At 51.7% G+C, this 23848-nt stretch carries 18 protein-coding genes; 6 read left to right on the top strand and 12 right to left on the bottom strand.

Annotated elements, in window-relative coordinates:
* Positions 1–122 precede the first annotated feature (122 nt).
* The 4 genes from ABD836_RS16430 to ilvY all read right to left on the bottom strand — a co-directional run bounded on the left by ABD836_RS16430 (position 123) and on the right by ilvY (position 3545).
* A complete protein-coding gene (locus ABD836_RS16430) occupies positions 123–719 on the bottom strand; it encodes a protein-methionine-sulfoxide reductase heme-binding subunit MsrQ (protein WP_344938059.1) in 597 nt (198 codons plus the stop codon).
* Positions 719–1702, bottom strand: a complete 984-nt coding sequence (gene msrP / locus ABD836_RS16425) for a protein-methionine-sulfoxide reductase catalytic subunit MsrP (RefSeq protein WP_344938057.1) — start codon at positions 1700–1702, stop codon at positions 719–721. Before msrP ends, ABD836_RS16430 begins: the two co-directional genes overlap by 1 nt.
* A gap of 68 nt (positions 1703–1770) precedes the next feature.
* Positions 1771–2586 (bottom strand): CDP-diacylglycerol--serine O-phosphatidyltransferase, encoded by an 816-nt coding sequence (gene pssA, locus ABD836_RS16420; protein WP_344938056.1) that lies wholly within the window; start codon positions 2584–2586, stop codon positions 1771–1773.
* A 56-nt stretch (positions 2587–2642) separates the two neighbouring features.
* Complete coding sequence (gene ilvY, locus ABD836_RS16415) at positions 2643–3545, bottom strand: HTH-type transcriptional activator IlvY (protein ID WP_344938054.1); 903 nt, start codon at positions 3543–3545, stop codon at positions 2643–2645.
* A gap of 223 nt (positions 3546–3768) precedes the next feature.
* Between ilvY and ilvC the strand changes: the two genes are divergently transcribed.
* Together ilvC and ABD836_RS16405 are read left to right on the top strand one after the other, a co-directional pair.
* Entirely contained in the window at positions 3769–5244 is a 1476-nt protein-coding gene (gene ilvC / locus ABD836_RS16410) for a ketol-acid reductoisomerase (protein WP_344938052.1), read from the top strand.
* A gap of 168 nt (positions 5245–5412) precedes the next feature.
* A complete protein-coding gene (locus tag ABD836_RS16405; protein ID WP_344938050.1) occupies positions 5413–6192 on the top strand; it encodes an RMD1 family protein in 780 nt (259 codons plus the stop codon).
* Positions 6193–6266: 74 nt separating this feature from the next.
* Here the strand turns inward: ABD836_RS16405 and ABD836_RS16400 are convergent, their stop codons facing one another.
* The 3 genes from ABD836_RS16400 to ABD836_RS16390 form a co-directional block, all read right to left on the bottom strand.
* Positions 6267–7973, bottom strand: a complete 1707-nt coding sequence (locus ABD836_RS16400) for a sodium:solute symporter family protein (protein WP_344938067.1) — start codon at positions 7971–7973, stop codon at positions 6267–6269.
* 9 nt (positions 7974–7982) lie between these two features.
* Entirely contained in the window at positions 7983–8249 is a 267-nt protein-coding gene (locus ABD836_RS16395; protein ID WP_344938048.1) for a DUF4212 domain-containing protein, read from the bottom strand.
* Positions 8250–8353: 104 nt separating this feature from the next.
* On the bottom strand, positions 8354–9691 hold the full coding sequence (locus ABD836_RS16390) for a DcaP family trimeric outer membrane transporter (RefSeq protein ID WP_344938046.1): 1338 nt from the start codon (positions 9689–9691) through the stop codon (positions 8354–8356).
* A gap of 208 nt (positions 9692–9899) precedes the next feature.
* Between ABD836_RS16390 and acs the strand changes: the two genes are divergently transcribed.
* Positions 9900–11870 (top strand): acetate--CoA ligase, encoded by a 1971-nt coding sequence (gene acs / locus ABD836_RS16385; RefSeq protein ID WP_344938044.1) that lies wholly within the window; start codon positions 9900–9902, stop codon positions 11868–11870.
* Between the two features lie 82 nt (positions 11871–11952).
* Complete coding sequence (locus ABD836_RS16380; protein WP_344938042.1) at positions 11953–12606, top strand: response regulator; 654 nt, start codon at positions 11953–11955, stop codon at positions 12604–12606.
* A gap of 12 nt (positions 12607–12618) precedes the next feature.
* Here the strand turns inward: ABD836_RS16380 and ABD836_RS16375 are convergent, their stop codons facing one another.
* Positions 12619–16116, bottom strand: a complete 3498-nt coding sequence (locus ABD836_RS16375; protein WP_344938040.1) for a hybrid sensor histidine kinase/response regulator — start codon at positions 16114–16116, stop codon at positions 12619–12621.
* A gap of 288 nt (positions 16117–16404) precedes the next feature.
* Here ABD836_RS16375 and rapA point away from each other — a divergent pair, with 288 nt between their 5' ends.
* Positions 16405–19302, top strand: a complete 2898-nt coding sequence (gene rapA, locus ABD836_RS16370; protein WP_344938038.1) for an RNA polymerase-associated protein RapA — start codon at positions 16405–16407, stop codon at positions 19300–19302.
* 29 nt (positions 19303–19331) lie between these two features.
* Positions 19332–19616 carry a hypothetical protein gene (locus tag ABD836_RS16365; RefSeq protein WP_320836965.1) on the top strand — a complete coding sequence of 95 codons (285 nt, stop codon included), beginning with the start codon at positions 19332–19334 and terminating at the stop codon, positions 19614–19616.
* 83 nt (positions 19617–19699) lie between these two features.
* Here ABD836_RS16365 and ABD836_RS16360 read toward each other — a convergent pair whose 3' ends face one another.
* From ABD836_RS16360 to ABD836_RS16345, 4 genes are read right to left on the bottom strand one after another with little or no spacing between them, the layout of a single operon-like run.
* Positions 19700–20470, bottom strand: a complete 771-nt coding sequence (locus ABD836_RS16360) for a glucose 1-dehydrogenase (protein ID WP_344938034.1) — start codon at positions 20468–20470, stop codon at positions 19700–19702.
* A gap of 13 nt (positions 20471–20483) precedes the next feature.
* Positions 20484–21305, bottom strand: coding sequence for an SDR family NAD(P)-dependent oxidoreductase (locus ABD836_RS16355; RefSeq protein WP_344938032.1), 822 nt, complete (start codon positions 21303–21305; stop codon positions 20484–20486).
* Between the two features lie 55 nt (positions 21306–21360).
* On the bottom strand, positions 21361–22353 hold the full coding sequence (locus ABD836_RS16350; protein ID WP_344938031.1) for an MDR family oxidoreductase: 993 nt from the start codon (positions 22351–22353) through the stop codon (positions 21361–21363).
* A 27-nt stretch (positions 22354–22380) separates the two neighbouring features.
* Entirely contained in the window at positions 22381–23757 is a 1377-nt protein-coding gene (locus tag ABD836_RS16345) for a DUF1329 domain-containing protein (RefSeq protein WP_344938029.1), read from the bottom strand.
* Between the last annotated feature and the right edge of the window lie 91 nt (positions 23758–23848).

The raw sequence follows: 23848 nt of genomic DNA, 5'->3' as shown, positions 1-23848 counted from the left end.
GTAGCAAGTAGTTTTTTAAACTTTCTTACCACCCCAACCGCTTAAACAAATCGCGTCCCGCACCTCGGTGAAGTCCGCCTCAGCAGTTGAGGAGGCGCATTATAGACACGCCACATTAGGAGTCAACGTGTTTCGTAAACTTTCTTTAATCGGGGATAAAACAGCAGCAAAATCAGGGCACCATAAAGGACGGCATCGAAGTAGCTTGAACGGACTTGCCAAAAAACATGCACCCAAGCAAGGGTCGCAATGAGATAGATTAGCTTGTGAATTTTTTTCCAGTTGCGGCCAAGTGCACGCACTGCTTTGTTATTTGAGGTGACACCCAAGGGCAGCATAAATAGCCAAGCTAAAAAGCCGACGACTATATAAGGTCGCTCAAGCAATTCTTCCTGTGCGATCCGCCAATCCCAAGCAAACAGATACGTTAGGACAACCAAGAAATGCAGGTTGACGTAAAACCACGCATATAAACCAAGCATACGGCGGTAGCGCAGCAACTTTGGCATATTCAGCCATTGCCGCAGGGGCGTAATCGCCAAGGTAAAAATCAACAAGCGGATCGACCACTCACCTGTCAAAAGAATTAATGCCTTAACAGGGTCGGTACCCAAACTTTCACTTAGCGCCGCCCACACAATATAAGTAAACGGCAGCAGGCAAAGGATATGCAGAAAGGGCTTCGCCCACGCTAAGCCGGAAACATTCTGCTTTGCCATTAGTAGTTACGCCGCAGATTCATACCCTTATACAAACTAGCGACCTGGTCACCATAACCATTGAACATCTGAGTTTCTATTCGATTTGGTCGTAACAAACTACCAGGCAGGCGTCGCTCATAGCGCTGAGTCCAGCGCGGATGATCCACCTCTGGATTCACATTAGCGTAAAAGCCATATTCATTAGGCGCAATACCCTCCCAGCTAGTTTGGGGTTTACGCGAGGTGAAACGAATATTGACAATAGACTTAATACTTTTAAAACCGTATTTCCATGGCACTACCAAACGAATTGGCGCACCGTTTTGATTTGGCAAAACCTTGCCATACATCCCCACACTCATAAACGCCAGAGGATGCATGGCCTCATCTATCCGCAAGCCTTCTTTATAAGGCCAATCGATAGTACTAAATGCCGAGCGCTGGCCGCGCATTTCATCGCGACGGACCAGCGTTGTAAACTCCACGTATCTAGCATTCGAGTTAGGCTCAAACATTTTCAGCAAATCCGCCAGCGGAAAGCCGACCCAGGGAATAACCATCGACCAGGCTTCGACACAACGCAAACGGTAGATACGCTCTTCTAAGCTCATGAGCTTCATTATATCTTCGAGGGGATATTTACCGGGTTTGGTGACCTCACCTTCTACCGATACCGACCACGGATCAGTTGTCAGCGCGTCGGCATAGCGCGCCGGATCAGATTTATCGGTACCAAATTCGTAGAAATTGTTATACGTGCTGGCATCATTAAATGACGCCACTTTCTCATCGGTATAGAAGGGATTGTCAGCCTTAGCAACAACAGATTGATAATTGAGGGTAGCCAATTCCGACTTAGCTGCAGCACTGCTCAGCGGTAAACCCAAACCCGCCATCGCCGCGCCGACGCCAATACCTTGCATGAACTGACGACGCTGGAGATACACGCCCTCTGGAGTAATCTCACTACTGGGGATATCTGAGGGTGAACGGATTAGCATGGCGCAAACTCCCTAAAGAATGATGTCTTCTCTTTAGATGCGCCAGCCACCGCAATGTTACAGCTGACTCATTTAAAGCGACGATAGATAGCTTGTACGGGGCCTGACAGCGCATAGATCAACGCCGCCGCCAGCAAGACCCGAGCCGGATCCACCGACACAAGACCGAAGATCAACACGACAACAATCATTACGACAAATGGCACCCGACCACGGAAATCGATGCCTTTAAAGCTGCTATAGCGCACATTGAGTATCATCAGCATGCCACAAACCGCCATTAAAATACCGGCAAACACCTCGAGTTCAAAGTGCACCCCTTTCTCAACCCAACCCTGTTCAGCGCAGACCCATACCAAACCGGCCATGACTGCCGCGGCAGCAGGGCTGGCTAAGCCGGTGAAATAATTCTTATCGGCCGTGTCAATTTGAGTATTAAAGCGCGCCAAGCGCAACGCCGCACAAGCCACGTAAATGAATGCCACAGCCCAACCAAACTTACCCAAATCGACTAACGCCCAACTAAACACCACCAGTGCAGGGGCCACACCGAAGGACACCATATCCGACAAACTATCGTATTCAGCGCCAAATTTACTTTGGGCATTCATCAACCTTGCAACCCGACCATCCAAACCATCAAATATCATGGCCGCAAAAATTGCGATAGCGGCATTTTCAAAATTGCCGTGCATACCGGAGATAATGGCGTAAAAACCAGCAAACAAAGCCGCGGTGGTAAATAAATTAGGCAGCAAATAGATTCCGCGCTTGCGCTCGGTCTTACCATTCACCGAGACTTCCTCCTCGTGATCGTCAATCAGCAGCAAGGCTTCCGTGTCAAACGGCGATTTTGGCTTGTCGTTGCCCTGTGGTTCTGTCATAGCTTTCCCGATTCGTTAAATAAGTCTATAAAAAGAAGCATCATAAATTAAATGCGCTAACTGTACGATGACCTAGCGCAATCCCAAAACGCTTTGACCAAGGGATTCGACAATCGTTGCTGTAGGACCACCACCCCAATTTCCATCGTAGGCAGCGCTGGCTCTACAGGAATAACCCGCACTCGCTCACGCAAAAAACTCGTCGCCAGTACCAATTCCGGCACCACGCCGATACCCAAACCCAAAGCCACCGTACTCACAATGGCCTCGTGGCCACTGACCTGCGCATACACGCTAGGCTTAATTTGCATCTGCCGAAACCACTGCTCAATCAAGGTCCGCGCAACACCGCGCTCTGGCAGTATAAAAGGTAGACTCGCCAATATCTGCGGCGACAACACCTCGCCCCCCGCGGCGATCTGCTCATTCACAGCACAAGGAATATTCGGCACTAATAAACGCAATGGCGAGCGCGTTAACTCTTGATACTGCAAACGCGGCGACAACTGCTTTGGCTTGGCGGTAATTCCCAAATCCTCACCACCCTCGGCAATTCGCTCAATAGCATCTGCCTGATCACCGGTATGTAACTTCAATTCTATAGCAGGATAGCGCTGCCGAAACACCTCAAGAATATTACTGAGCACACTATAAGAGGCGGTAACCGAGCAAAACACGCCCAACTCCCCTTGCAGCGTTTCGCTGTGGACATGTAAACGCTGAATCACTGACTGCCAATTTACCACCGCCTGTTCAGCATAGCGCAGAAACTCCCGCCCCGCGGCAGTCAGCTGCACCCGACGATTATCCCGTTCAAACAACGACACCCCCACTTGCTCCTCTAAACGCATCACCGAGCGGCTAACCGCCGAGGCGCTTAGGTGCATGGCCTCGCCGGTGCGGCCAAAGTGCAGGGACTGGCTGAGATGGATAAATGTTTGGAGTTCTTTGAGATTCATAAGAGCAAGTCTGACGTCGGATGTCTGGTGTCGGATGCAAAACCGACATGAGCGAGCCTGCGCGTCCGACGTCCGACACCAGACCTCCGACTAAATGCTAAAAACGCAACACTACATCAACTATATATCATTTTACGCAACAAACAAGCGATGCTAAAGTGGCCGCCATTGTGGGATACCACCTCACCACGCGCCAATTTCAAACACCTATTAGGAGAGAATCATGGGCCAGAATTACTTCAATAGCCTGCCGCTACGCCTTCAGCTACAAGAACTCGGCAAATGCCGTTTTATGGATCGCAGTGAATTCGCTGACGGCTGCGAATACCTGAAAGGCAAAAAAATTGTCATTATCGGTTGTGGCTCACAGGGTCTTAACCAAGGTCTTAACTTGCGCGACTCTGGCTTGGACGTGTCTTACACGCTCCGCGCTGAAGCTATCGCCGAAAAGCGTCAGAGCTGGAAAAATGCTACTGAGAATGGTTTTGCCGTTGGCACTTACGAAGAACTGATCCCCACTGCTGACGTTGTTATGAACCTGACGCCAGACAAGCAGCACACGCCTGTTGTTAACGCCGTTATGCCATTAATGAAAGAAGGCGCCTGCCTAGATTACGCACACGGCTTCAACTTGGTTGAAGAAGGTATGCAGGTTCGCAAAGACATCACTGTTGTAATGATGTGCCCGAAATGCCCAGGCACTGAAGTTCGCGAAGAGTACAAGCGCGGCTTTGGTGTTCCAACCCTGATCGCTGTTCACCGGGAAAACGACCCCAAAGGCGAAGGCATGGCAATTGCCAAAGCACTAGCATCAGGTACAGGCGGCGATCGCGCTGGTGTTCTGGAATCTTCACCAATCGCTGAAGTTAAGTCTGACCTAATGGGTGAGCAAACGATTCTTTGCGGCATGCTGCAAACAGGCGCGATCTTATGCTTCGATAAAATGGTTGAGCAAGGCATCGATGCCGGCTACGCCTCTAAGCTGATTCAGTACGGCTGGGAAACAGTAACTGAAGGCCTGAAGCACGGCGGCATCACCAACATGATGGATCGCCTGAGCAACCCGGCCAAAATCAAAGCATTCGATTTGGCTGAAGAGCTGAAAGACATTATGCGTCCGCTGTACGAAAAGCACCAAGACGACATCATTAGCGGTCACTTCTCCAAGACCATGATGGAAGACTGGGCTAACGACGATAAAAACTTGCACGCTTGGCGCGCCGCAACCGCAGAAACTGCGTTTGAAAAAACCCCTGCTGGCGACGTTGAAATCAGCGAACAAGAGTACTATGACCACGGTATTTTGTTGGTTGCTATGTGTAAAGCAGGTGTTGAACTTGCCTTTGAATGCATGGTTGCTGCCGGCATGGAGCCAGAGTCTGCATACTACGAGTCATTGCACGAAACGCCACTGATCGCCAACACTATTGCCCGTCGCAAACTGTATGAAATGAACGTTGTTATTTCAGACACCGCGGAATACGGTTGCTATTTGTTTGACCACGCTTGCCGCCCACTGCTTAGCGACTTTATGACTAAGGTCTCTACCGACATTATCGGCAAAGGCTTGAACACGAAAGACCTTGGTGTCGACAACCAAGAGCTGATCACAGTGAACTCTGCCATCCGTAACCACCCTGTTGAAGTTGTCGGTCGCAGACTGCGTGGCTACATGACGGCAATGAAGAAAATCGTTTAAACAAAACGCATTTTCAGCCTACCGAAGGGGCCCCACAAGGGCTCCTTTTTTTATGCTTAATTTTTCTTCAATAGATATTGCCTAAAAAATAAACAGCGAATATTATGCGCGACCAGTGGCATTCTGCCACTTTCCGACCGGCCGGCGCGGCCCGCACGAGGTGGCAATATGCCATTTTGCAGCTCTACCATAAGCGTTATCAATCTGGGTGACGCATTCCAAATACCTGAACTTGAAAGTGCGGCCCTCGCGCCATATGAACTCACCCGCTATCGCGACGCCTATCACGTACCCACGCCATCTGGCGAAGCCTGGCTATTTCAGTACGGTATTGTCGTGTTCTGGGCGGTATCTGACGACGACCAACAGCTACTTATCAAACGAGTAACGCCGTATATCCTGCTGGAATCGACCAAACGAGGCCGAGAGTTGTTTCAGTTTACGCTGAACACAGAGCAACTTAGCGTCCGCGGCGACCACATTTCTCTGCCCAGCGACGACCACCTGCTCAGGCTCGCGGTATCCCACGCACTGGCGCAGTCTACTCAGTTGATCTTGTTCGAAACCATGGTTTTGGACAATATCAAAGCCACCGCACATATCCCGGCAACGCTCGCAGAAAAAGGCAAAATCCCCCTGCGGCGCAAAGAGCTGGCCAAAATTCGCGGCCGTCTTTTTGCCGCCAAAAGCGACATTATTCTGCACTATGGCTTATTGGATACCCCGGAATTTTTCTGGGAATACCCCAATTTAGAATCGACCTATATGCAGCTAGCACGGTATCTCGATATTAAGCCGCGCGTAGACGTGCTCTCCCAAAAATTAGGCACCATACACGAACTGTTAGAAATACTAGCCGACGAGCAAAACCACAGTCACAGTGCTTTCCTTGAGTGGATCGTTATTCTGTTGATCGGCTTTGAAGTCGTAATGGCCGCCTTTCACTAGTCCGTCATTTAAACTGCGGGCACAAAAAAGCCGCTAGCGAACTTCGCTAGCAGCTTTGCATTCACTAGATTAGCTTAATGCACTTGTGCGCCCCCCGCACCTTGCGGATAACGGATACTCTCGACCATATCCTGCACGTCTTGTGGTGGTGCAGGCGTAAAATGACAAACGACTGCAGCAACCGCAAAGTTCACCAGCATGCCCAAGGTACCAATGCCTTCTGGTGAAACACCAAACCACCAGTTAGCAGGCACACTCGCCGCGGGATTAACGAACTTGAAGTAGACGATATAGGTGGCGGTAAACACCAAACCACTTACCATGCCTGAGATCGCGCCGTATTTGTTCATGCGCTTGTAAAAGATGCCAAGGATAATCGCGGGGAAGAAACTTGATGCCGCTAAGCCAAAGGCAAAGGCCACCACCTGCGCGACAAACCCCGGCGGATTAATCCCCAGATACCCTGCGATGCACACTGCAACAGCTGCAGCCCCCCGAGCGTAACGAAGCTCTAATTTATCCGAGATATTCGGCATCAAATTACGTTTGAGTAAATCGTGAGATATAGACGTTGAAATAACCAAGAGCAAACCGGCTGAAGTCGACAAGGCCGCCGCCACACCACCCGCGGCCACTAGCGCAATAACCCACGCTGGCAAATTGGCAATTTCAGGATTGGCCAGAACCATGATATCGCGATCGATATGCATCTCATTGCGTTCATCGCCGGAGTAAAACATACGGCCATCATCGTTCTTATCTTCCCAGCCGATCAAACCGGTTTTTTCCCAGTTGGTCACCCACATCGGCGCTTCGCTATATTCGGTACCCTGGCTATCTGGACCATTGATGGTATTGATCATATTTAAACGAGCAAAACCAGCAACAGCAGGTGCAGTGGTATAGAGCACGGCGATAAATATTAACGCCCAGCCTGCCGATTTACGTGCATCTTTTACCTTCGGTACGGTAAAGAAACGCACAATAACGTGGGGTAAACCCGCCGTGCCAACCATCAGCGCTGCGGTAATAAACAAGACATCAATCGTCGACTTAGTGCCACTGGTATAGGCGGCAAAACCCAGCTCCGCCGACAAGCCATCGAGCTTATCCAGCAATGTCACCCCCGATCCATCCGCCAAGGTTGCGCCAAAGCCAAACTGGGGAATAACGTGGCCAGTAATCATGATCGAAATAAAGATCGCTGGCACTAGGTAGGCCATCATTAGCACGCAGTATTGAGCAACCTGCGTATAGGTAATCCCTTTCATCCCACCCAGCACGGCGTAGAAAAACACAATCGCCATGCCCAGTATCACGCCAGTGGTAATATCGACTTCAAGGAAGCGACTAAATACCACCCCAACCCCGCGCATTTGCCCCGCCACATAAGTGAAGGACACAAAAATCGCACAGATAACTGCCACGGTTCGCGCAGTCTGGGAATAATAGCGGTCACCGATAAAGTCTGGCACCGTAAACTTACCAAACTTACGCAGATACGGCGCTAGACAAAGTGCTAACAAAACATAGCCGCCGGTCCAGCCCATTAAATAGACCGCCCCATCGTAGCCCATAAACGAAATCAAACCCGCCATTGAAATGAACGACGCCGCACTCATCCAATCTGCTGCCGTCGCCATGCCATTAACCACTGGGTGAACACCACCCCCGGCCACGTAAAATTCCTTCGTTGTCCCGGCTCGACAATAAATCGCAATACCGATATAGAGCACAAAACTCAGCCCGACAATTAAAAATGTCCACATTCTAATATCCATCATTCACCCCTAGTCTTCTTGGACATCGTATTTTTCGTCGAGCCGATTCATTTTGTAAACGTACACAAAAATCAGCACCACAAACGTGTAAATAGCCCCTTGCTGCGCAAACCAAAAACCCAATTTAAAACCAAAAAATTGAATTGAATTGAGTGCATCAGCAAAGAGAATCCCGAAGCCAAAAGACACCAGGGCCCAGATAAACAGCAAACTAAGTAAAAGTTTAACGTTTTCCCGCCAGTAGGCTTTCGCCAGTTCTTTCGAATGAAATGCCATTATTGTGTTCTCCTGTTTTATTTCGTCTTATAAGCCAAGCATTGCAGCTAAGTCGCCAACTCACCATTCGACCTTAGTCGATTAACAATGCATCGCCCTACTTCTTAAAAAATGTACTTCGCACTAAATTGCAGACGATCGATATCGCCGCTATCGTCGCCATTAATCGGTTGTTCAATAGTTTTGCTCGCGTGAATATATTCAACGCCAAAGTTCAGCGCCGCCACCGGAGCATAGATTAAATTGGCATGGACACTTTGATAAGACGCTGCCGTGGTAGCAGCAACAGTGCTAGGGTTATCTGCAGAGCTCGCCGACAACACCAAACTGCTACGCCATTTTGGCGCCCAAAAATGCCGATACGCGACAAAGCCACCCACTGAGTCAATAAGCTCAACATCGCCGTTGTCTTCAATAACACCGTCACGATAGGTTTGTAGACCAAGATAGCGCCCCAATGCACTACCCGCGTTCAATTGCAGACGAATATCATCTTTGCCTAACTGCCACACACCCGCAAAGCTCAAACCGTAACCATAAACACTGTCGTCGCCAACAATGGCCTGAGCCTGACTATTGATAAAATTTTGTTTATACGTTATCTCGCGCAGCATGCCGGCAAGGCTATAACTAAAGTCACCTGCTTTACCGTTATAACGGAGCACCATATCCGGCAGGGCATTGTTATCGTAGGCATTCCCGCCAGCGGCCGAGCCGTTTTCACCATACAAACCGCTAGAAGGGTTTTCTACCGCCAGCATCACTGAGCGACCACTGGCTAAGGTGCGGGTCCATCGTAACTGCGCTTGGCGCTCAAACAAGGTACCCACAGGGCCGACAAAGTCTAAGGTATCCGGCAAGCTACCCACATTAAAAAAGGTACTCCAACTTTGTCCAGCCAGTAATGCGCTATTGGTGTCGTACTGCCAATTTACGTAGGCATGCCGTATACGCGACGCCGCAGAATTACTAATGCGCTCATCACCAATTTGGTTAATCCCAAAATCCATTTCGTAATAGCTAGTTATCAAGCCCATCTCAGTATTCGTACTGGTTTTAAACCAAATACGAGAATGCTTAGCGTGCATATCAAGATTGGTGTCTCCCGACTCACCACCCACTGGAATCACTGACGGCACTAGGAAATCATCACCCACGCTAGCCAATGCGCGCTCACCGTCGCTGTATTGACTGGCAATCGCATCCAGCTTGATATAGCCGCCAAAAGCGTATTCGGTCGCACCGGCCGCCGATTTGGTCGACGCGTCTCGTTCAGCAAGCGACTGCTCTAAGCGCACAACGCGCTGCTCTAGTGTTTCAGATTCAAGCGCCTCAGCCAGTGCCGTCGTCGGCAGTACGGCAAAAACCAATAAAGCGCACAGGCAAGACCTCGACGGGTTCGCTGCCCAACTTGCGACAGTCATTTTTTTATTCATTATCATCGTGAACTCTCTCGTATCGGAAGTGACACGAAATTTATAGGCTCACCAGGGCGCTGACGGTATTAGCCTTTAGTCATGTATCGACCAAAGTCTAGCTACTAACAACGCGAAAATAATAAATTACGATGGACTTAGACGAAGGTCTAGTTCAACTATCGGTGATAAAGGTGGATACTCAATCCCAATAAATAATAATGGAGCTTAGGCCATGAACACTCCAAACACCGGCGCTACCCAATACCCTGCGAAAACAAGCGCTGAAACCTATATCGACGCAGACAGCCACACCAAACTCTATCAGCAGTCGCTCGCCTCGCCCGATGAGTTTTGGGCAGAACAGGCAAAACGCGTAGATTGGATACGCACGCCAAGTATTATTAAAAACTGCAGCTTCGCCAAAGACAATTTATCTATTCGTTGGTTTGAAGACGGCCAGCTGAATGCCAGCGTTAACTGCCTCGACCGCCACCTTGAAACGCACGGTGAGCAACTCGCCTTAATTTGGGAGCCAGACAGTGAAGCCGACGCAGTGCGCAAGTTCACGTATCGGCAACTTCACAACGCGGTTTGCAAGCTCGCTAATGGTCTAAAGAGCTTAGGGGTAGCCAAAGGTGACGTGGTCACGCTATATATGCCTATGATCCCCGAAGCCACCATCGCCATGCTCGCCTGCGCACGAATTGGCGCAGTGCATTCAGTGGTGTTTGGGGGGTTCTCCCCCGAGGCCCTAGCCGGTCGCATTCAAGACGGCCAATCTAAACTTGTCATCACCGCTGACGCCGGGAAACGCGGCGGCAAACGCGTAAACCTCAAAGCCAACGTCGACGAAGCCATTACCCTATGCCAACCAGCTTGCGTTGAAAATGTACTGGTCGTTAATCACTGTGGCGAAACCATTGCACTCAATGCGCCCCGCGACATTGACTACCAAACCCTAGTTCGTAATCAAAGCAGCGAATGCCCTGCAGAAATAATGGACGCAGAAGACCCACTCTTTATTCTCTACACCTCAGGGTCCACAGGTAAGCCTAAGGGTGCTGTGCACACCACCGGCGGCTATCTGGTGTACACCTCGCTTAGCCACCACTGGGTATTTGACTACAATCCCGGCGAAATCTATTGGTGTATGGCCGACATTGGCTGGATCACCGGCCACAGCTACGCGGTATACGGCCCACTGAGTAATGCCGCCACCACTGTGATGTATGAAGGTGTTCCCAATTTTCCAGATGCCGGCAGATTGGCACGCATTATTGATAAACATCAGGTCAATATTCTGTACACCGCACCCACGGTTATCCGCGCGCTGATGGCCTGCAGCGACGAAGCCCTAGCCAATACCAGTCGCCAATCGCTGCGCCTTTTGGGCACCGCTGGCGAACCCATCAACCCAGAGGCGTGGACTTGGTTCTACGAAAAGTTTGGCCACAGCCAGTGCCCAATACTCGACACCTGGTGGCAAACCGAAACCGGTGGCATGATGATTACCCCGCTCCCCGGCGCTATTGACCTTAAGCCCGGCTCCGCCACGCTGCCGTTTTTTGGTATCAACGCTGTATTGGTCGATAACGATGGCCAGCTACTCACTGGCGCCGCCGAAGGCAATTTACTTATCAGCGATAGCTGGCCAGCGCAAATGCGCACCATTTTTGGCGACCATCAGCGTTTTATTGAAACCTACTTTTCGACCTTTGAAGGGTATTATTTCAGTAGTGACGGCGCTCGCCGCGATGAGGATGGCTACTATTGGATCACCGGCCGGGTAGATGACGTGCTCAATGTTTCTGGACACCGCATGGGCACCGCCGAATTAGAAAGCGCACTTGCCGCGCACCCGCTCGTGGCCGAAGCCGCTGTTGTTGGCTTTCCGCATTCAATCAAGGGCGAAGGCATATACGCCTACATAACCCTCACAGACAAACAGGCCGAAACTGAAACCCTGCGCACGGAACTTAAACAGTGGCTGCGCAAGGAAATTGGCCCAATTGCAGTAGCCGACATTATTCAATGGACCGACGACTTACCCAAAACCCGCTCAGGTAAAATTATGCGCCGCATCCTGCGCAAAATTGCCGCAGACGATTTCGACAATCTCGGTGATTTATCCACCCTTGCCGACCCAGGGGTGGTTGCGCGACTGATCGAAACGCACAGCAATTTAAAGGTTAACATCGCTTAAGAAATCCTATGGGTCTTTGCCCTGCACCGCGGGGCTTTTTTCTATACACTGCTGCCACAGCACACTAATAAAAAGGCGTCAGATGAACACACTGCGATTTATCATTGCCGATGACCATCCCCTATTTCGCACCGCACTAAAGGCCACGCTTGCCCAACACTATGCTCAATGCGATGTCATTGAAGTTGAATCCATCGCCGAACTGCAAACAGTATTAAGCACCGACACTAACAGCGATCTTATTCTTCTCGACTTACATATGCCCGACGCTCAGGGTTTTAGCGGACTAATACACTTACAGGCCCACTACGCAGAAATTCCGGTATTGGTCATCTCCGGCAGCGAAACTCCCGAGGTCATGTGCCGAGCGATTGACCATGGCGCCGCTGGTTTTTTACCAAAAAGTAGTCAAGCCAAGGTCATCTCCGGCGCTATCGACGCCGTGCTCAATGGTGCCCGCTGGCTTCCAGAAAGGATTCAGTATCAAGCCGGGCAAGACAGCAATGAACAGAAAATGGCGACCGTTATTGCCAGTCTTACGCCCCAGCAATTTCGGGTCGCAACCCTACTCGTCCAAGGCCTGCTGAACAAGCAAATTGCCTATAATTTGAACGTAACCGAGGCGACTATTAAAGCCCACGTAACGGAAATTTTTCGCAAGCTCAATGTCCATTCCCGCACGCAGGCGGCACTGGCTTTTGGCCAATTAGACGTTAGTCCGCCAAATCTCCCCTAACAAATATCGAGTTTACTTATCCCGCGTCAACTTACGCATAAGCCCACGCAGCGCGGCGGGCTTCACCGGTTTGGCCAAAAACTGATCGCCACTGGCCTCAACTAGCCCACGCACTTCGGCGCTACTGTCGGCACTAATCACCACCGCAGGGAAACGGCTATGCCAGTGATAACGCAGCGCCTGTAAAACCTCCACACCTGTTTCGCCACCGTCTAAATGGTAGTCAGCCAGTACGATATCGGGCGCCGACTCTAGGCGCCATTGCCCCAGTACTTCACCAAGGTTCCCACCCGCAAATACTCGGCAACCCCACTGGGTGAGTAAGGATTGCATGCCGGTGCGAATGGCAACTTCATTATCGATGCAGAGCACAGTTAGGCCCGCCAATTCTGATTGCAGATTAGACGATTCGCTCACAACATTACGCTCGCGGCGTTGACCATTTGGCACGCGAATGGCAAACACACTGCCGCGACCCTCAATTGAATGCAGCGAAACCTCGTGACCAAGTAGCCCACTAATACGCTGCACAATCGACAAGCCCAAACCTAAACCTTTGTCGGAATCATTGTGAACGCCGGCTAATACCCGCTCAAACTCGCCAAAAACACGCTGCTGATCATGCTCCGAGATACCTGGGCCGGTATCCCAAACCTGAATCAACACACTGTCGCCACGCCGCCGACACGCCAGTAATACCCGACCAGTTCGGGTATAGCGCAGGGCATTGGCAAGAAAATTTTGAATAACCCGCCGCAGTAATTGCTGATCACTGTAGACCCACAATTTGCTGGGCCTGAACCCTAAGCGCAAACCGTTTTGCGCGGCGAGTACAGTAAACTCCCGCGCCAGCGGCGCAAGCATATCGTCTAGGCAAAAATCCCGGCGATCTAGCTGGATATTGCCCGAATCCAAGCGCGCGATTTCTCGCAACGAGGTAATCAAATCTTCGGCGCCGTTTAAGGCCGCGTCAATATGACCGACCTCTTCCGCTAGCTCGCCGCCTTCGGTGCGATGGGCCAACGCCGCCGTAAACAAGCGCGCCGCACTAATCGGTTGCAGCAGGTCATGACTTGCCGCCGCCAAGAAACGACTTTTACTCGCGTAAACCGCATTGAGTTCCCGTTCAATTTTTGCCCGCGCCTGATTTTCATCGGCGAGTGAGTCATTCGCCGCGGCCAAGGCTGAGGTTCGCTCAATGACACGGCGCTCCAATTGGCTTTTCGCTTCGTCCAGTTCATTGAACATATGGCGGTATTCGCTGATGTCGGTATACGTCGTGACATAGCCGCCATTTGCCATTGGCGTACCGCAAATTTCAATCACCAGACCATTGGGCAAACTCCGTTCAATTCGATAGGGCTGGCCTTCGCTAAGCAAGGCTAAGCGCCGTGCGATTGCGCCATCAACGTCGGTATCCGCATTGTGCAAATAGCCCCGCTCCGCATTGAACTGGTAGACCTTGGCAATAGGGCAACCGATATAAAGCAGCCGTTCAGGAAACTCAAACAACTCAATATAACGGCTATTCCATGCCACCAAATCCAAATTCACGTCGACCACACTAATACCTTGCGGCACCGTCTCTAAGGTTATTTGCAGGAGGTCCTGACCAAACTGCAACTGCTTAGAGGTGTCACCAATTAAGCGCACAAATTCATCGAGCTCTAAGGGCTTTTTACGCTGCAGTAATTCGAGGGTTCGGTGCGCCGACACCGCCCCAACAATCGCGCCCAAGGTCGCCTCGACTTCTTTTACCACAAACCTCGGCACCGGATCGTTTGGCAATAAGCGCTGCCCAACCCGGTGTTCAAAGCGCTGCCACAATTGCTGGCTACGCTCACTGCCCAGCAGCGGTGTCAGCAAACGCTGTAATTGCCAACTCTCTACCTTTGACAGTTCAAAGTCTGTTTTTCGATAGGCCCGATCCTGATTCAGCTGAGTAAACGCACGTGCTTGGCGTAGTTCAATCGCCCGAAATCGGCTCAGCATCGACACCACCACAAGACTCAGGCAATTCAGCACTAAACTCCAAAATACGCCGTGACTGAGCGGGTCCAGAAAATCCAAGCCCAGCAAGGCTTCTGGCCGCAGCCACGACACAGTGAAAAGACCCTCGATAAGCAAGGGATGGCCATGGCCCAGAACCGCGGGCAGTAGGAGGCAGTAAAACCACAGCGCCCCCCCCACAAACAAGCCGGCAATTACGCCGCGTGAATGCGCGCGAGGCCAATATAGCGCCGCCAGTATCGCGGGCAGTAGTTGCGCCGCGGCGGCAAACGATAACAAGCCTAAAGAGGCCAAGCCGCCGCGATTATTCAGCTGCTGCTCCAATAACCACGCCGCAAATAACACCGCCGCAATAGCGCCCCGCCGCGCCTTTTGCAGCCAGCGCGCGTTAATACTGTGAGCGCGGTTAAAAAACTGCCAAAGCGGTACCATCCACTCGTTACAGATCATGATCGACAAGGTCACACAGGCCACAATCACCATGCCCGTCGCCGCCGACAGGCCACCAAGCAAGGCCACAAATGCCAAACTGGTACTGCCCGCGGCCAACGGCGCCGACACCACAAACATATCCGCCTCAACGCCATGCAGCGGCAAACCACCACTTAGCAAGGACTGCCCCAGCAATGCCACAGGCGCGATCATCATGCAGAACAAGGCGAGATACGCCGGAAATACCCACCGTGCAATTCGCATATCGCGGCGGCTATGATTCTCTACCACCATCACATGAAACTGACGCGGTAAACAAATAATTGCCGTAGCGGCCAAAATCATTTGAGTCAGAAAATTGATGGGCTCAGGCCAGTCGGCCAATTGACCGTAGTTGAGAACAATACCGCGTTCTTCAGCGCCAAAGATCACGCTGATCGCAAACACGCCTACAGCAAGAAACGCGGTTAGCTTAACAATCGACTCAACCGCTATCGCGGCCATCAAGCCACGATGGCGGTGACGTTTATCAACCACCCGAGTGCCAAACGCGACTGTAAAAGCGACCAATATAAGCGCTGCAATAAAACTGGTACTACTGTGGTTGGCTTCCAAGCTTGGCTGCCACAACTGCTGAACTGTGAGCCACGCCTGGGTCACTGCTTTTAATTGTAATGCGATATAAGGCAGGCTACCGGCAACGGCAATAAACGTTACCAAGGCCGCTAGAAATTGGTGTTTACCGTAGCGCGAACCGATAAAATCCGCGATTGACGTCACTCTATTGCGAGTACTTACTACCGACAAACGGCGTATAAATGGCCACGCCAAGACAAATAGCAGAATTGGCCCAAGGTATATCGGCACAAATGACCAACCGTCGTTAACGGCCTGCCCCACTGCGCCAAAGAACGTCCACGAGCTGCAGTACACTGCCAGCGACAAGCTGTAAATCAGGGCGCGCAACGCCGGCGGCCGCTGGGTATGCCGGTCAGCCCACCACGCGATTAAGAATAAACACCCAACGTAAATAAACGCCAGTAACACAACCCACTGGTTTGCCAGCACCTAGCCTCTCCACACCGAAAATCGGCAATTTAATTCAACCCCTACAGTCTAGCCCAGTGCTAGACCAGCAGTATTGGACAATAGTCGACATTAGCCAAAATAGACGTGTCGCGCCCACTCTGTCGCAAATGTTCAGCAATGAGTAACATCCGTAGATGGTGAGATTTACAGTATTAAACCTTTCCCTTGCCGCCACTGATGCGTAACATTCGCACTCCAGAAATCAGGGCCATTGCCCCCGCGCAATCCCCTGTACACACTCAAAACATCAAGCCGTACCCAAAATATATGTCTAATATTTTTATCGCTGGCCAACGCTGGATTAGCAACCCGGAACCTGACCTTGGTCTGGGCATTATTATAGAAGCACAGAATCGCCGCGTTGTTATCGCCTTCCCGGCGGCAGAAGAAGAGCGCACTTACGCAGCAGCCGCTGCGCCACTGTCCCGCGTGTTATTTCAAGACGGCGATGATATAGACGTGCCCGGCCAAGGCCGATTAATCGTCAAAGAACAGCAAGAACACGGTGGTTGTATCGTGTATTTTGCAGAAGATGAAAACGGCGACATTCACCCTGTTCCAGAACAAATTCTGAGCGCCAACATCAAGCTCAGCAATGCCAAAGAGCGTCTGCTCGCTGGCCAAGTGGAGCACCACCGCCGCTTTGAACTTCGTGCCGCGACCTTAGAGCAGCAAAACACCTGCAAATCGGCGAGCACCCAAGGCTTGCTCGGCCCACGCGTACAACTCTTGCCCCACCAGCTGTATATTGCCGCCGAAGTCGCCAGCCGCGCCGCACCGCGCGTATTGCTCGCTGATGAAGTCGGTTTGGGTAAAACTATCGAAGCCGGTCTCATTATTCACCAGCTACTATTATTGGAGCGCGCCAAGCGCGTACTGATTTTACTCCCTGACAGCTTGGTACATCAGTGGCTGGTCGAAATGCTGCGCCGCTTCAATCTTAAGTTCAGCATTTTCAACGAAGCCCGCTGCCAGCAAATCGATCAATACGAAGATGATCCCAGCAGCATCTTCTTCGACGAAGAAGAATCCAAAGAGAAAGAAGAAAACCCCTTTGAAGACGCCCAGTTGGTTATTTGCCCGCTGAGCTGGATCAGTTCTCACGAACGTCGCCAAGGTCAGTTAATGGAAGCGGGCTGGGATATGCTCGTCGTTGACGAGGCCCACCACCTTCACTGGCAGGAAGACGGCAGCAGCTCCGCCGAATACCAATTGGTGGAGCGCCTAAGCGCCGAAATTCCAAGCGTATTACTGCTCACAGCAACGCCGGAGAACGCCGGTATCGACGGCCACTACGCACGCCTGCGCTTGCTCGACCCCGCGCGCTACCCAAGTTTAGAGGCCTTTCGCGCCGAGCAAAATCAATACGAGGGCATTAGCGAGTTGATTCAAGGCTTGCTGGACAAGCCCAGCGAATCCTTGGCCGATGCAGGCTTTACCGCAAAACTCAGTGAATTGCTCGAACCGGCGCAACTGGCCGCGTTGGCCAGCAACGCCGATGCCGACACAATTGAAAAAGTAGTGCGCGACCTGCTCGACCGCTTTGGCACCGGTCGCATGTTATTCCGCAACACCCGCGCCTCTGTCGGCGGTTTCCCCCAGCGCGTGCTACACGAGCACCCGCTTGACGCGCCCGCTGAATACCAAGCCGCGCTTGGCTTGGTAGACGAAGAGTCTGCCCTGCACCCCGAACTGCTGTTGGGCGATGCCTGGATTAAACTTGACCCCCGCGTAAGCTGGATAGAGAAATTTTTACTGCAACACCCCGACGAAAAAGTGCTGCTGATTTGCAGCAATATGCGCACCGCGCAAGATTTGGATTTACAGCTTCGGGTACGCAGAGGAATCGCCAGCGCTGTATTTGTTGAAGAACTCAGCCTAATCGAACGCGACCGCGCCGCGGCCTACTTTGCCGACCCCGAGGACGGCGCCCAGGTCTTGATTTGCTCTGAGATTGGCAGCGAAGGCCGCAATTTTCAGTTCGCCCAACATTTGGTGTTGTTTGACTTGCCGCTCAATCCCGACTTACTAGAACAGCGCATTGGCCGTCTGGATCGTATCGGCCAGCTCGGCGGCGTGAATTTGCACGTGCCGTACTACCAAGACAGCGCCCAAGAAAAACTGCTCAGCTGGTACCGCGACGCACTAGCCATCTTTAGCCAGCCCTGCACCGTAGGCAATGCCCTAATGTTGGCATTTGGTCGCGAGCTCCTCGACGCTCTTGCCGGCAATACCGACGCTAACACCTTCGCCGACTTGATTAGCCGCGCCGCTGCAAAGTCTGAAGAGCTGCAGATCGGTTTACGCAATGGGCGCAATCGCTTATTGGAACTGAACTCCTGCCACCCAAGTCGTGCTGCGGAATTAATCACCTCATTAGAAGCCGAACAACGCAGCGACAGCCTAGCTGAATACGTCAACATTCTCTCTGACCAGTTCGGTTTAGTGCACGAAGACCATAGCGACAACGCCATCATTCTGCGGCCTGGCGACCACATGATTACTGAAGCCTTCCCGCATTTGCCAGAAGACGGCATTACCGGCACGTTCGATCGTGACCGCGCGCTAAGCCGCGAAGACATGGCTTACTTTAGCTGGGAACACCCCCTGATCAGCGGCGGCATGGATTTGATCATGTCCAGCGACTTTGGCAGCGCCAGCGTCTGCACTATCGCCGTTAAAGGCTTAAAAGCCGGCACCTTGTTGCTGGAGGCATTCTATAGCCCCGCTCTGCAAGCGCCGCCGTGGCTGCAACTACAAGGCTACTTACCCGCCCAGAGCTTTCGCTTAGTCGTCGACCATCAGCACCGCAATCTCACCCCCAGCGTTGCTCACAAAAAGCTGAATCAGCTGGCCCAGGGTATAAAGAAAACCGTCATGCCAGCACTGCTCCGCGAAGTGCGCGCCAGCTTAAACACCATGATCCCAAATGTGGAAGCCCTCGCCGAAGCGGCCGCCAAAGAGTGGATCAGCACGGCATTAGACAACTATCAAACTGTTCGCAGTGCTGAGCGCCAGCGCCTGCAAGCATTGATGAGCCGTAATCCGCATATTAGCCCCGCCGAGTTAGAAAGCTTTGACGCCGAAACCCAACTCGGTAAAGATGCCCTAGCTAGCATGCAGCTCAATATGTCGGCATTGCGTCTTGCTATTGTTAGCCAATAAACGCTCGCTCATTTAACGCCGGAGAAAATATGTACTTGTTCTCAATCAACGCCACTGCCAAAACCACCCACGGTGAATTTACCGAGGGCGAGCAGGCACCGTTTATTGTTTATATCGACTTCAAAGATATGTTCGGCGCTGAGAATCTGGCCAAATTATTTGTCATGGCAGAAGGCTTCACCAAGGTTGAAATTGCCAAACGCAAGCTTATCGATAATGCACATATTCCAGACAATCCAGCGCTGGCAAAAGACCCACAAATAATCGAAGCCCTCGCCAAGGGTTATTGCGTGCAGGCGTTTAGCGCGCACTGATTAGAAATACCTTTATCAAATGTTAAACGACGCAAAAGCCTTTATTGAAAAAGTTATGCTTTTGCGTCGAGTACTACTTCAAATCACCGCGCCGTATAACCCCCATCCATAATCAATTCCGATCCGGTCATATAGCTCGCGTCATCCGACGCTAGAAAAACAATGCCCTTGGCAATTTCAATAGCTTCAGCCATGCGTCCCATTGGGATACTCGCGACAACACGCTGGGCGAATGCCTCGGCATCGCTCGTGCTTAGGCGCGACAGTGCGCCGCTCACCAACGGCGTTGCCACATAACCAGGATGCACAGAATTAACGCGTATGCCGTAGCCTTTGTCTGCACAGTACAATGCCACCGATTTAGTGAATGCGCGCACCGCACCTTTGCTGGCATTGTAAGCTGGTAGCATTGGGTCGCCGACGATACCTTCTATTGATGAAATATTAACGATGCTGCCGCCCGATGCTTTCATCACCCGAATTGCTTCGCGGGTTCCGAGGAATACTGCGTCGTTATTGATGGTATTGGTTTTACGCCAGCCTTCAAGGGTTTCATCTTCAATACCACAAATATTGGCGATACCCGCGTTGTTAATGAGTATTTGCAAGCGACCAAAACGCGCAACAATATCGCTAACCACGGTATGCCACTGGGATTCGTCGCAAACATCTAAGCGCATAAACGCGGCCTGATGACCCGCCGCAATGAGTTCATTTGCAACGCGATTGCCTGCGGCTTCATCAATATCGCTCACCACCACAATCGCACCTGCCGCTGCCAAGCCCTTGCAGGTCGCCTCGCCAATACCAACGCCAGCGCCAGTCACCAACGCCACTTTATCGTTACAATCCATACAACCTCCAAGATTACGCAGCGCAAAAGCCGCCATCAACCGTTAGCTCAATTCCCGTTACATAGGAGCTGGCATCCGACGCTAAAAATAAGGCCGCATTGGCAATGTCTTGCACACTACCGAGTCGCCCCATGGGGATCATCGCAGACTTAAGCAGCGCCGCTGCCTCATCAACATTGGCGACAACACCGATGTCGACAAAGTCTTGCAAGGCCTGGTCACCCATCGCCGTTTCAATCAGCCCCGGATGCAGCGAGTTAACCCGCACGCCGTAACCAAATTTGGCGAACTCAACGGCGCTGTGCTTGCTTAAGGAGCGCACTGCGCCTTTGGTTGCGCCATAGATGCTGTGGCCGGGCACACCCACCAAGCCGGCAATTGACGACAAATTGATGATTGATCCACCGCTACCAAAGCAGCCGTCGGGTTTCATGCTCTCCGCCGCAGTGCGAGTGCCGATAAATACGGACTCAATATTAATCTGATTAATTTTACTGACTTGGGCAACAGTGTTGTTTTCAAGCATGCCGCCAATATAAATACCGGCATTATTGAGCAAAACATCCCAGCGATTTTTCCAGCCTTCCAGAGCGGTTTTTAACGCCTCCCAATCTGCTTCGCTGGTAACGTCCAAACGCATGGCTTTGGCCTGCAAGCCCTTTGCGTTGAGCTCAGCGGCAATACGCTCGCAGGCGTCCACATTAATGTCGCTGAGCATTACCGCCGCACCGGCCTGTGCAAACATTCGCGCACACGCCTCGCCAATACCTGCGCCCGCGCCGGTAACAACAGCCACTTTTCCCTCTAATCCAAATACACCAAGTTTGTTGCTCATAACGGTGTTCCTATTATTTTAATTTAACATTTTTGCCTGTAGATAAATGCGCCGACTAAGCGACGATTTTAACCACGGCACGTCCACGAATTTGCCCCTGCAAAATTTTACCTGCTGCGGCGGGCACGTCGTCGAAGGGGATATCTAAAGTCAATGCCTCAAGTTTGGCCATGTCTAAATCCTTAGCCAATCGGCGCCACGCTTCCTCGCGCAAAGGCATGGGAGCATGCACGGAATCAACCCCTAATAAGGACACATTGCGCAGCGCAAAGGGCATCATATTTCCGGGTAAATCGAGACCCTGCGCCAAACCACAAGCCGTGACAACACCGCTATAGCTAAGCTGCGCGATGACGTTTGCCAAAGTGTGGCTTCCGCAGGAATCAACCGCCGCCGCCCAGCGAGTGGACTGCATCATTTCGCCGGGCTCAGAAAGCTCGGCGCGATTGATAACATCGGTGGCACCAAGGCCTTTCAAGAATTCAGTCTCTTCGACACGACCAGTTGAGGCCGTAACCCTATATCCCAACGCCGACAGCAGGGATATCGCCACGGTTCCAACACCACCTGAGGCGCCGGTAACCAGCACAACGCCAGACTCCGGCACCACGCCAAAACGCTCTAAGCGCATAACCGACAACATGGCAGTGTAACCGGCTGTACCAATTGCCATGGCCTGCCGCGTGCTGATACCAGCCGGTAATTTCACTAAGTATTCGCCCTTGGTGCGCAAACGCTGGGTGTAACCCCCATTGTGGGTTTCTGAGGCGCCATAGCCGTTCAGTACAACTTTGTCGCCAACACTAAACAGTGAATTATCAGAACTGACCACCGTGCCCGCCATATCAATGCCGAGTATTAACTTCTCTTTTTGCACAATTGGCACGGCGTCACTCATCGCCAAGCCATCTTTGTAATTCAGGGTTGAATATTCAACCGCTATTTCGACGTCGCCATCGCCAATCTCAGATGCTGTCAGCTGTTCAAAGCCAACGGCCAATTTACCGTCCTGACGGCGCGCCACTAATGCTTTATAGGTCTCGGTCATTTTATTTTCCTCGTTATAGATTAAGAATTAATTGCCCAAACTGCGCAGCGCGCCGTTGGTTAAATAGCGATCGTAAATGGCGTGGTCATTCACCATCATTTTATGGCCGCCACTCATGCTGGCCACTTGTTCTATGCGTGTCATCTTGCCGGATTGCACATCGAAGGCGTGAACATGGCCCCAAGACCAGTACGGGTGCTTGCCATCCATCACCCGCTTGTCGCCATCTTCATACAGGCCGTAGGCACCATCAAAAGAGCGGAACAGTTCACCGCGTCGATCAAATGACACCATGCCCAGGGGTAACTGGGTGCGCGCATCAAACCATACACGCTTTTTGCCCACCGGTGCGCGGGGAAACCCCGTTGGCTCCGCATCGACTGCAATCGCCTCTGGCACTAACTCCACCTCGGTATCCCAAAAGGTGTCGCCTTTAGGCCCGCCATGGGTAGTATGCGCCCAATTCTCAGTGGCAGAATTCCAGCCGCCGCTTACCGCCGCCAACATGGGCCCGCGCGACACTATTTTGTAGTTTCCCCAGGTGTGCAGCGGATCACCCGCCGCCCAAGCGTCGGACAAATACAAACTTGAACCTGGCACCAGCGGCTCAAAGCGCTGATCGGTAGGAAAACGCCGAATACGTTTAAAGTCGGGAATATAGCCGTAGAGTTCAGGGAATTTATTCTGATCGTAATGCCAAATATTTAGGTAGGAAGTACCGCGCACGCTGTCTGGCTCAGAAAAGAACACGCTTTGATAACGCAGCTTGTCTTCATGCCCTCTCCAGTACACACCCGGCAATACTACGCGGCCAGTAGGCGCGTACTCGGCCCAGCCATTTTCATACTGGTAATTCACTTTGCCTTCGCGATTCAAATCGTATTCACGAATGGCATAGAAGGAAGCATCGTGCCGCCCCCAACTCATGGTCAGGCCTGCGAATAATTCAAGGCCATTCTTTGCCTGTGGGAAAGGCAGACCGCCAATCCACGGTTTACCATCTCGCGTTACTACATTGCCGGTTTCGTCAAACCGGGCTTGGCCTGCATTTTTAAAACTGGCCTCTAGGTATTCCCAAGGACTCAATTTCATTATGTCGCGGGTCGTTTCCCGCAGCCGCAGTCGCCGCCCCATTTCTTTTATTTGGTAGTACTTAACCGGCTCGAGTAAATCTTTAACAAGATCCACATTACTGGCTTCAATATAATCACCGGCGGATAATTTGCCACCACTGTATTCATCTATCGACAACAACTCATCTGGGTAGGCCGCCGTAAAATCGCCATTGCTCGCCATTGCCTTCCACACCGGCATTAACACCCCCCCCACGGCAAGCCCCGCCGTTTTCTTGAGGAACTGACGCCTTACATATTGCCTGTCAAATTGCTTTATATGAAATACCATGACCTAGCCTACAGACGAAAAAGCCGGCGGAATACTCCGCCGGAAAGGTCCCGTAATTACCTGGGCATACACGCGGCGCGAACGCCGCTAG

Source organism: Zhongshania borealis (assembly GCF_039539625.1).
GTDB lineage: Bacteria > Pseudomonadota > Gammaproteobacteria > Pseudomonadales > Spongiibacteraceae > Spongiibacter > Spongiibacter borealis.
Note: the sequence above shows the minus strand (reverse complement) of the source record. Positions and strands in the feature narration are given on the sequence as shown.

What these genes read in the sequence shown, in the direction of transcription:
- ABD836_RS16430 (WP_344938059.1), bottom strand. Translation starts at nt 719, where the DNA reads ATGGCAAAGCAGAATGTTTCCGGCTTAGCGTGGGCGAAGCCCTTTCTG.
- msrP (WP_344938057.1), bottom strand. Translation starts at nt 1,702, where the DNA reads ATGCTAATCCGTTCACCCTCAGATATCCCCAGTAGTGAGATTACTCCA.
- pssA (WP_344938056.1), bottom strand. Translation starts at nt 2,586, where the DNA reads ATGACAGAACCACAGGGCAACGACAAGCCAAAATCGCCGTTTGACACG.
- ilvY (WP_344938054.1), bottom strand. Translation starts at nt 3,545, where the DNA reads ATGAATCTCAAAGAACTCCAAACATTTATCCATCTCAGCCAGTCCCTG.
- ilvC (WP_344938052.1), top strand. Translation starts at nt 3,769, where the DNA reads ATGGGCCAGAATTACTTCAATAGCCTGCCGCTACGCCTTCAGCTACAA.
- ABD836_RS16405 (WP_344938050.1), top strand. Translation starts at nt 5,413, where the DNA reads ATGCCATTTTGCAGCTCTACCATAAGCGTTATCAATCTGGGTGACGCA.
- ABD836_RS16400 (WP_344938067.1), bottom strand. Translation starts at nt 7,973, where the DNA reads ATGGATATTAGAATGTGGACATTTTTAATTGTCGGGCTGAGTTTTGTG.
- ABD836_RS16395 (WP_344938048.1), bottom strand. Translation starts at nt 8,249, where the DNA reads ATGGCATTTCATTCGAAAGAACTGGCGAAAGCCTACTGGCGGGAAAAC.
- ABD836_RS16390 (WP_344938046.1), bottom strand. Translation starts at nt 9,691, where the DNA reads ATGATAATGAATAAAAAAATGACTGTCGCAAGTTGGGCAGCGAACCCG.
- acs (WP_344938044.1), top strand. Translation starts at nt 9,900, where the DNA reads ATGAACACTCCAAACACCGGCGCTACCCAATACCCTGCGAAAACAAGC.
- ABD836_RS16380 (WP_344938042.1), top strand. Translation starts at nt 11,953, where the DNA reads ATGAACACACTGCGATTTATCATTGCCGATGACCATCCCCTATTTCGC.
- rapA (WP_344938038.1), top strand. Translation starts at nt 16,405, where the DNA reads ATGTCTAATATTTTTATCGCTGGCCAACGCTGGATTAGCAACCCGGAA.
- ABD836_RS16365 (WP_320836965.1), top strand. Translation starts at nt 19,332, where the DNA reads ATGTACTTGTTCTCAATCAACGCCACTGCCAAAACCACCCACGGTGAA.
- ABD836_RS16360 (WP_344938034.1), bottom strand. Translation starts at nt 20,470, where the DNA reads ATGGATTGTAACGATAAAGTGGCGTTGGTGACTGGCGCTGGCGTTGGT.
- ABD836_RS16355 (WP_344938032.1), bottom strand. Translation starts at nt 21,305, where the DNA reads ATGAGCAACAAACTTGGTGTATTTGGATTAGAGGGAAAAGTGGCTGTT.
- ABD836_RS16350 (WP_344938031.1), bottom strand. Translation starts at nt 22,353, where the DNA reads ATGACCGAGACCTATAAAGCATTAGTGGCGCGCCGTCAGGACGGTAAA.
- ABD836_RS16345 (WP_344938029.1), bottom strand. Translation starts at nt 23,757, where the DNA reads ATGGTATTTCATATAAAGCAATTTGACAGGCAATATGTAAGGCGTCAG.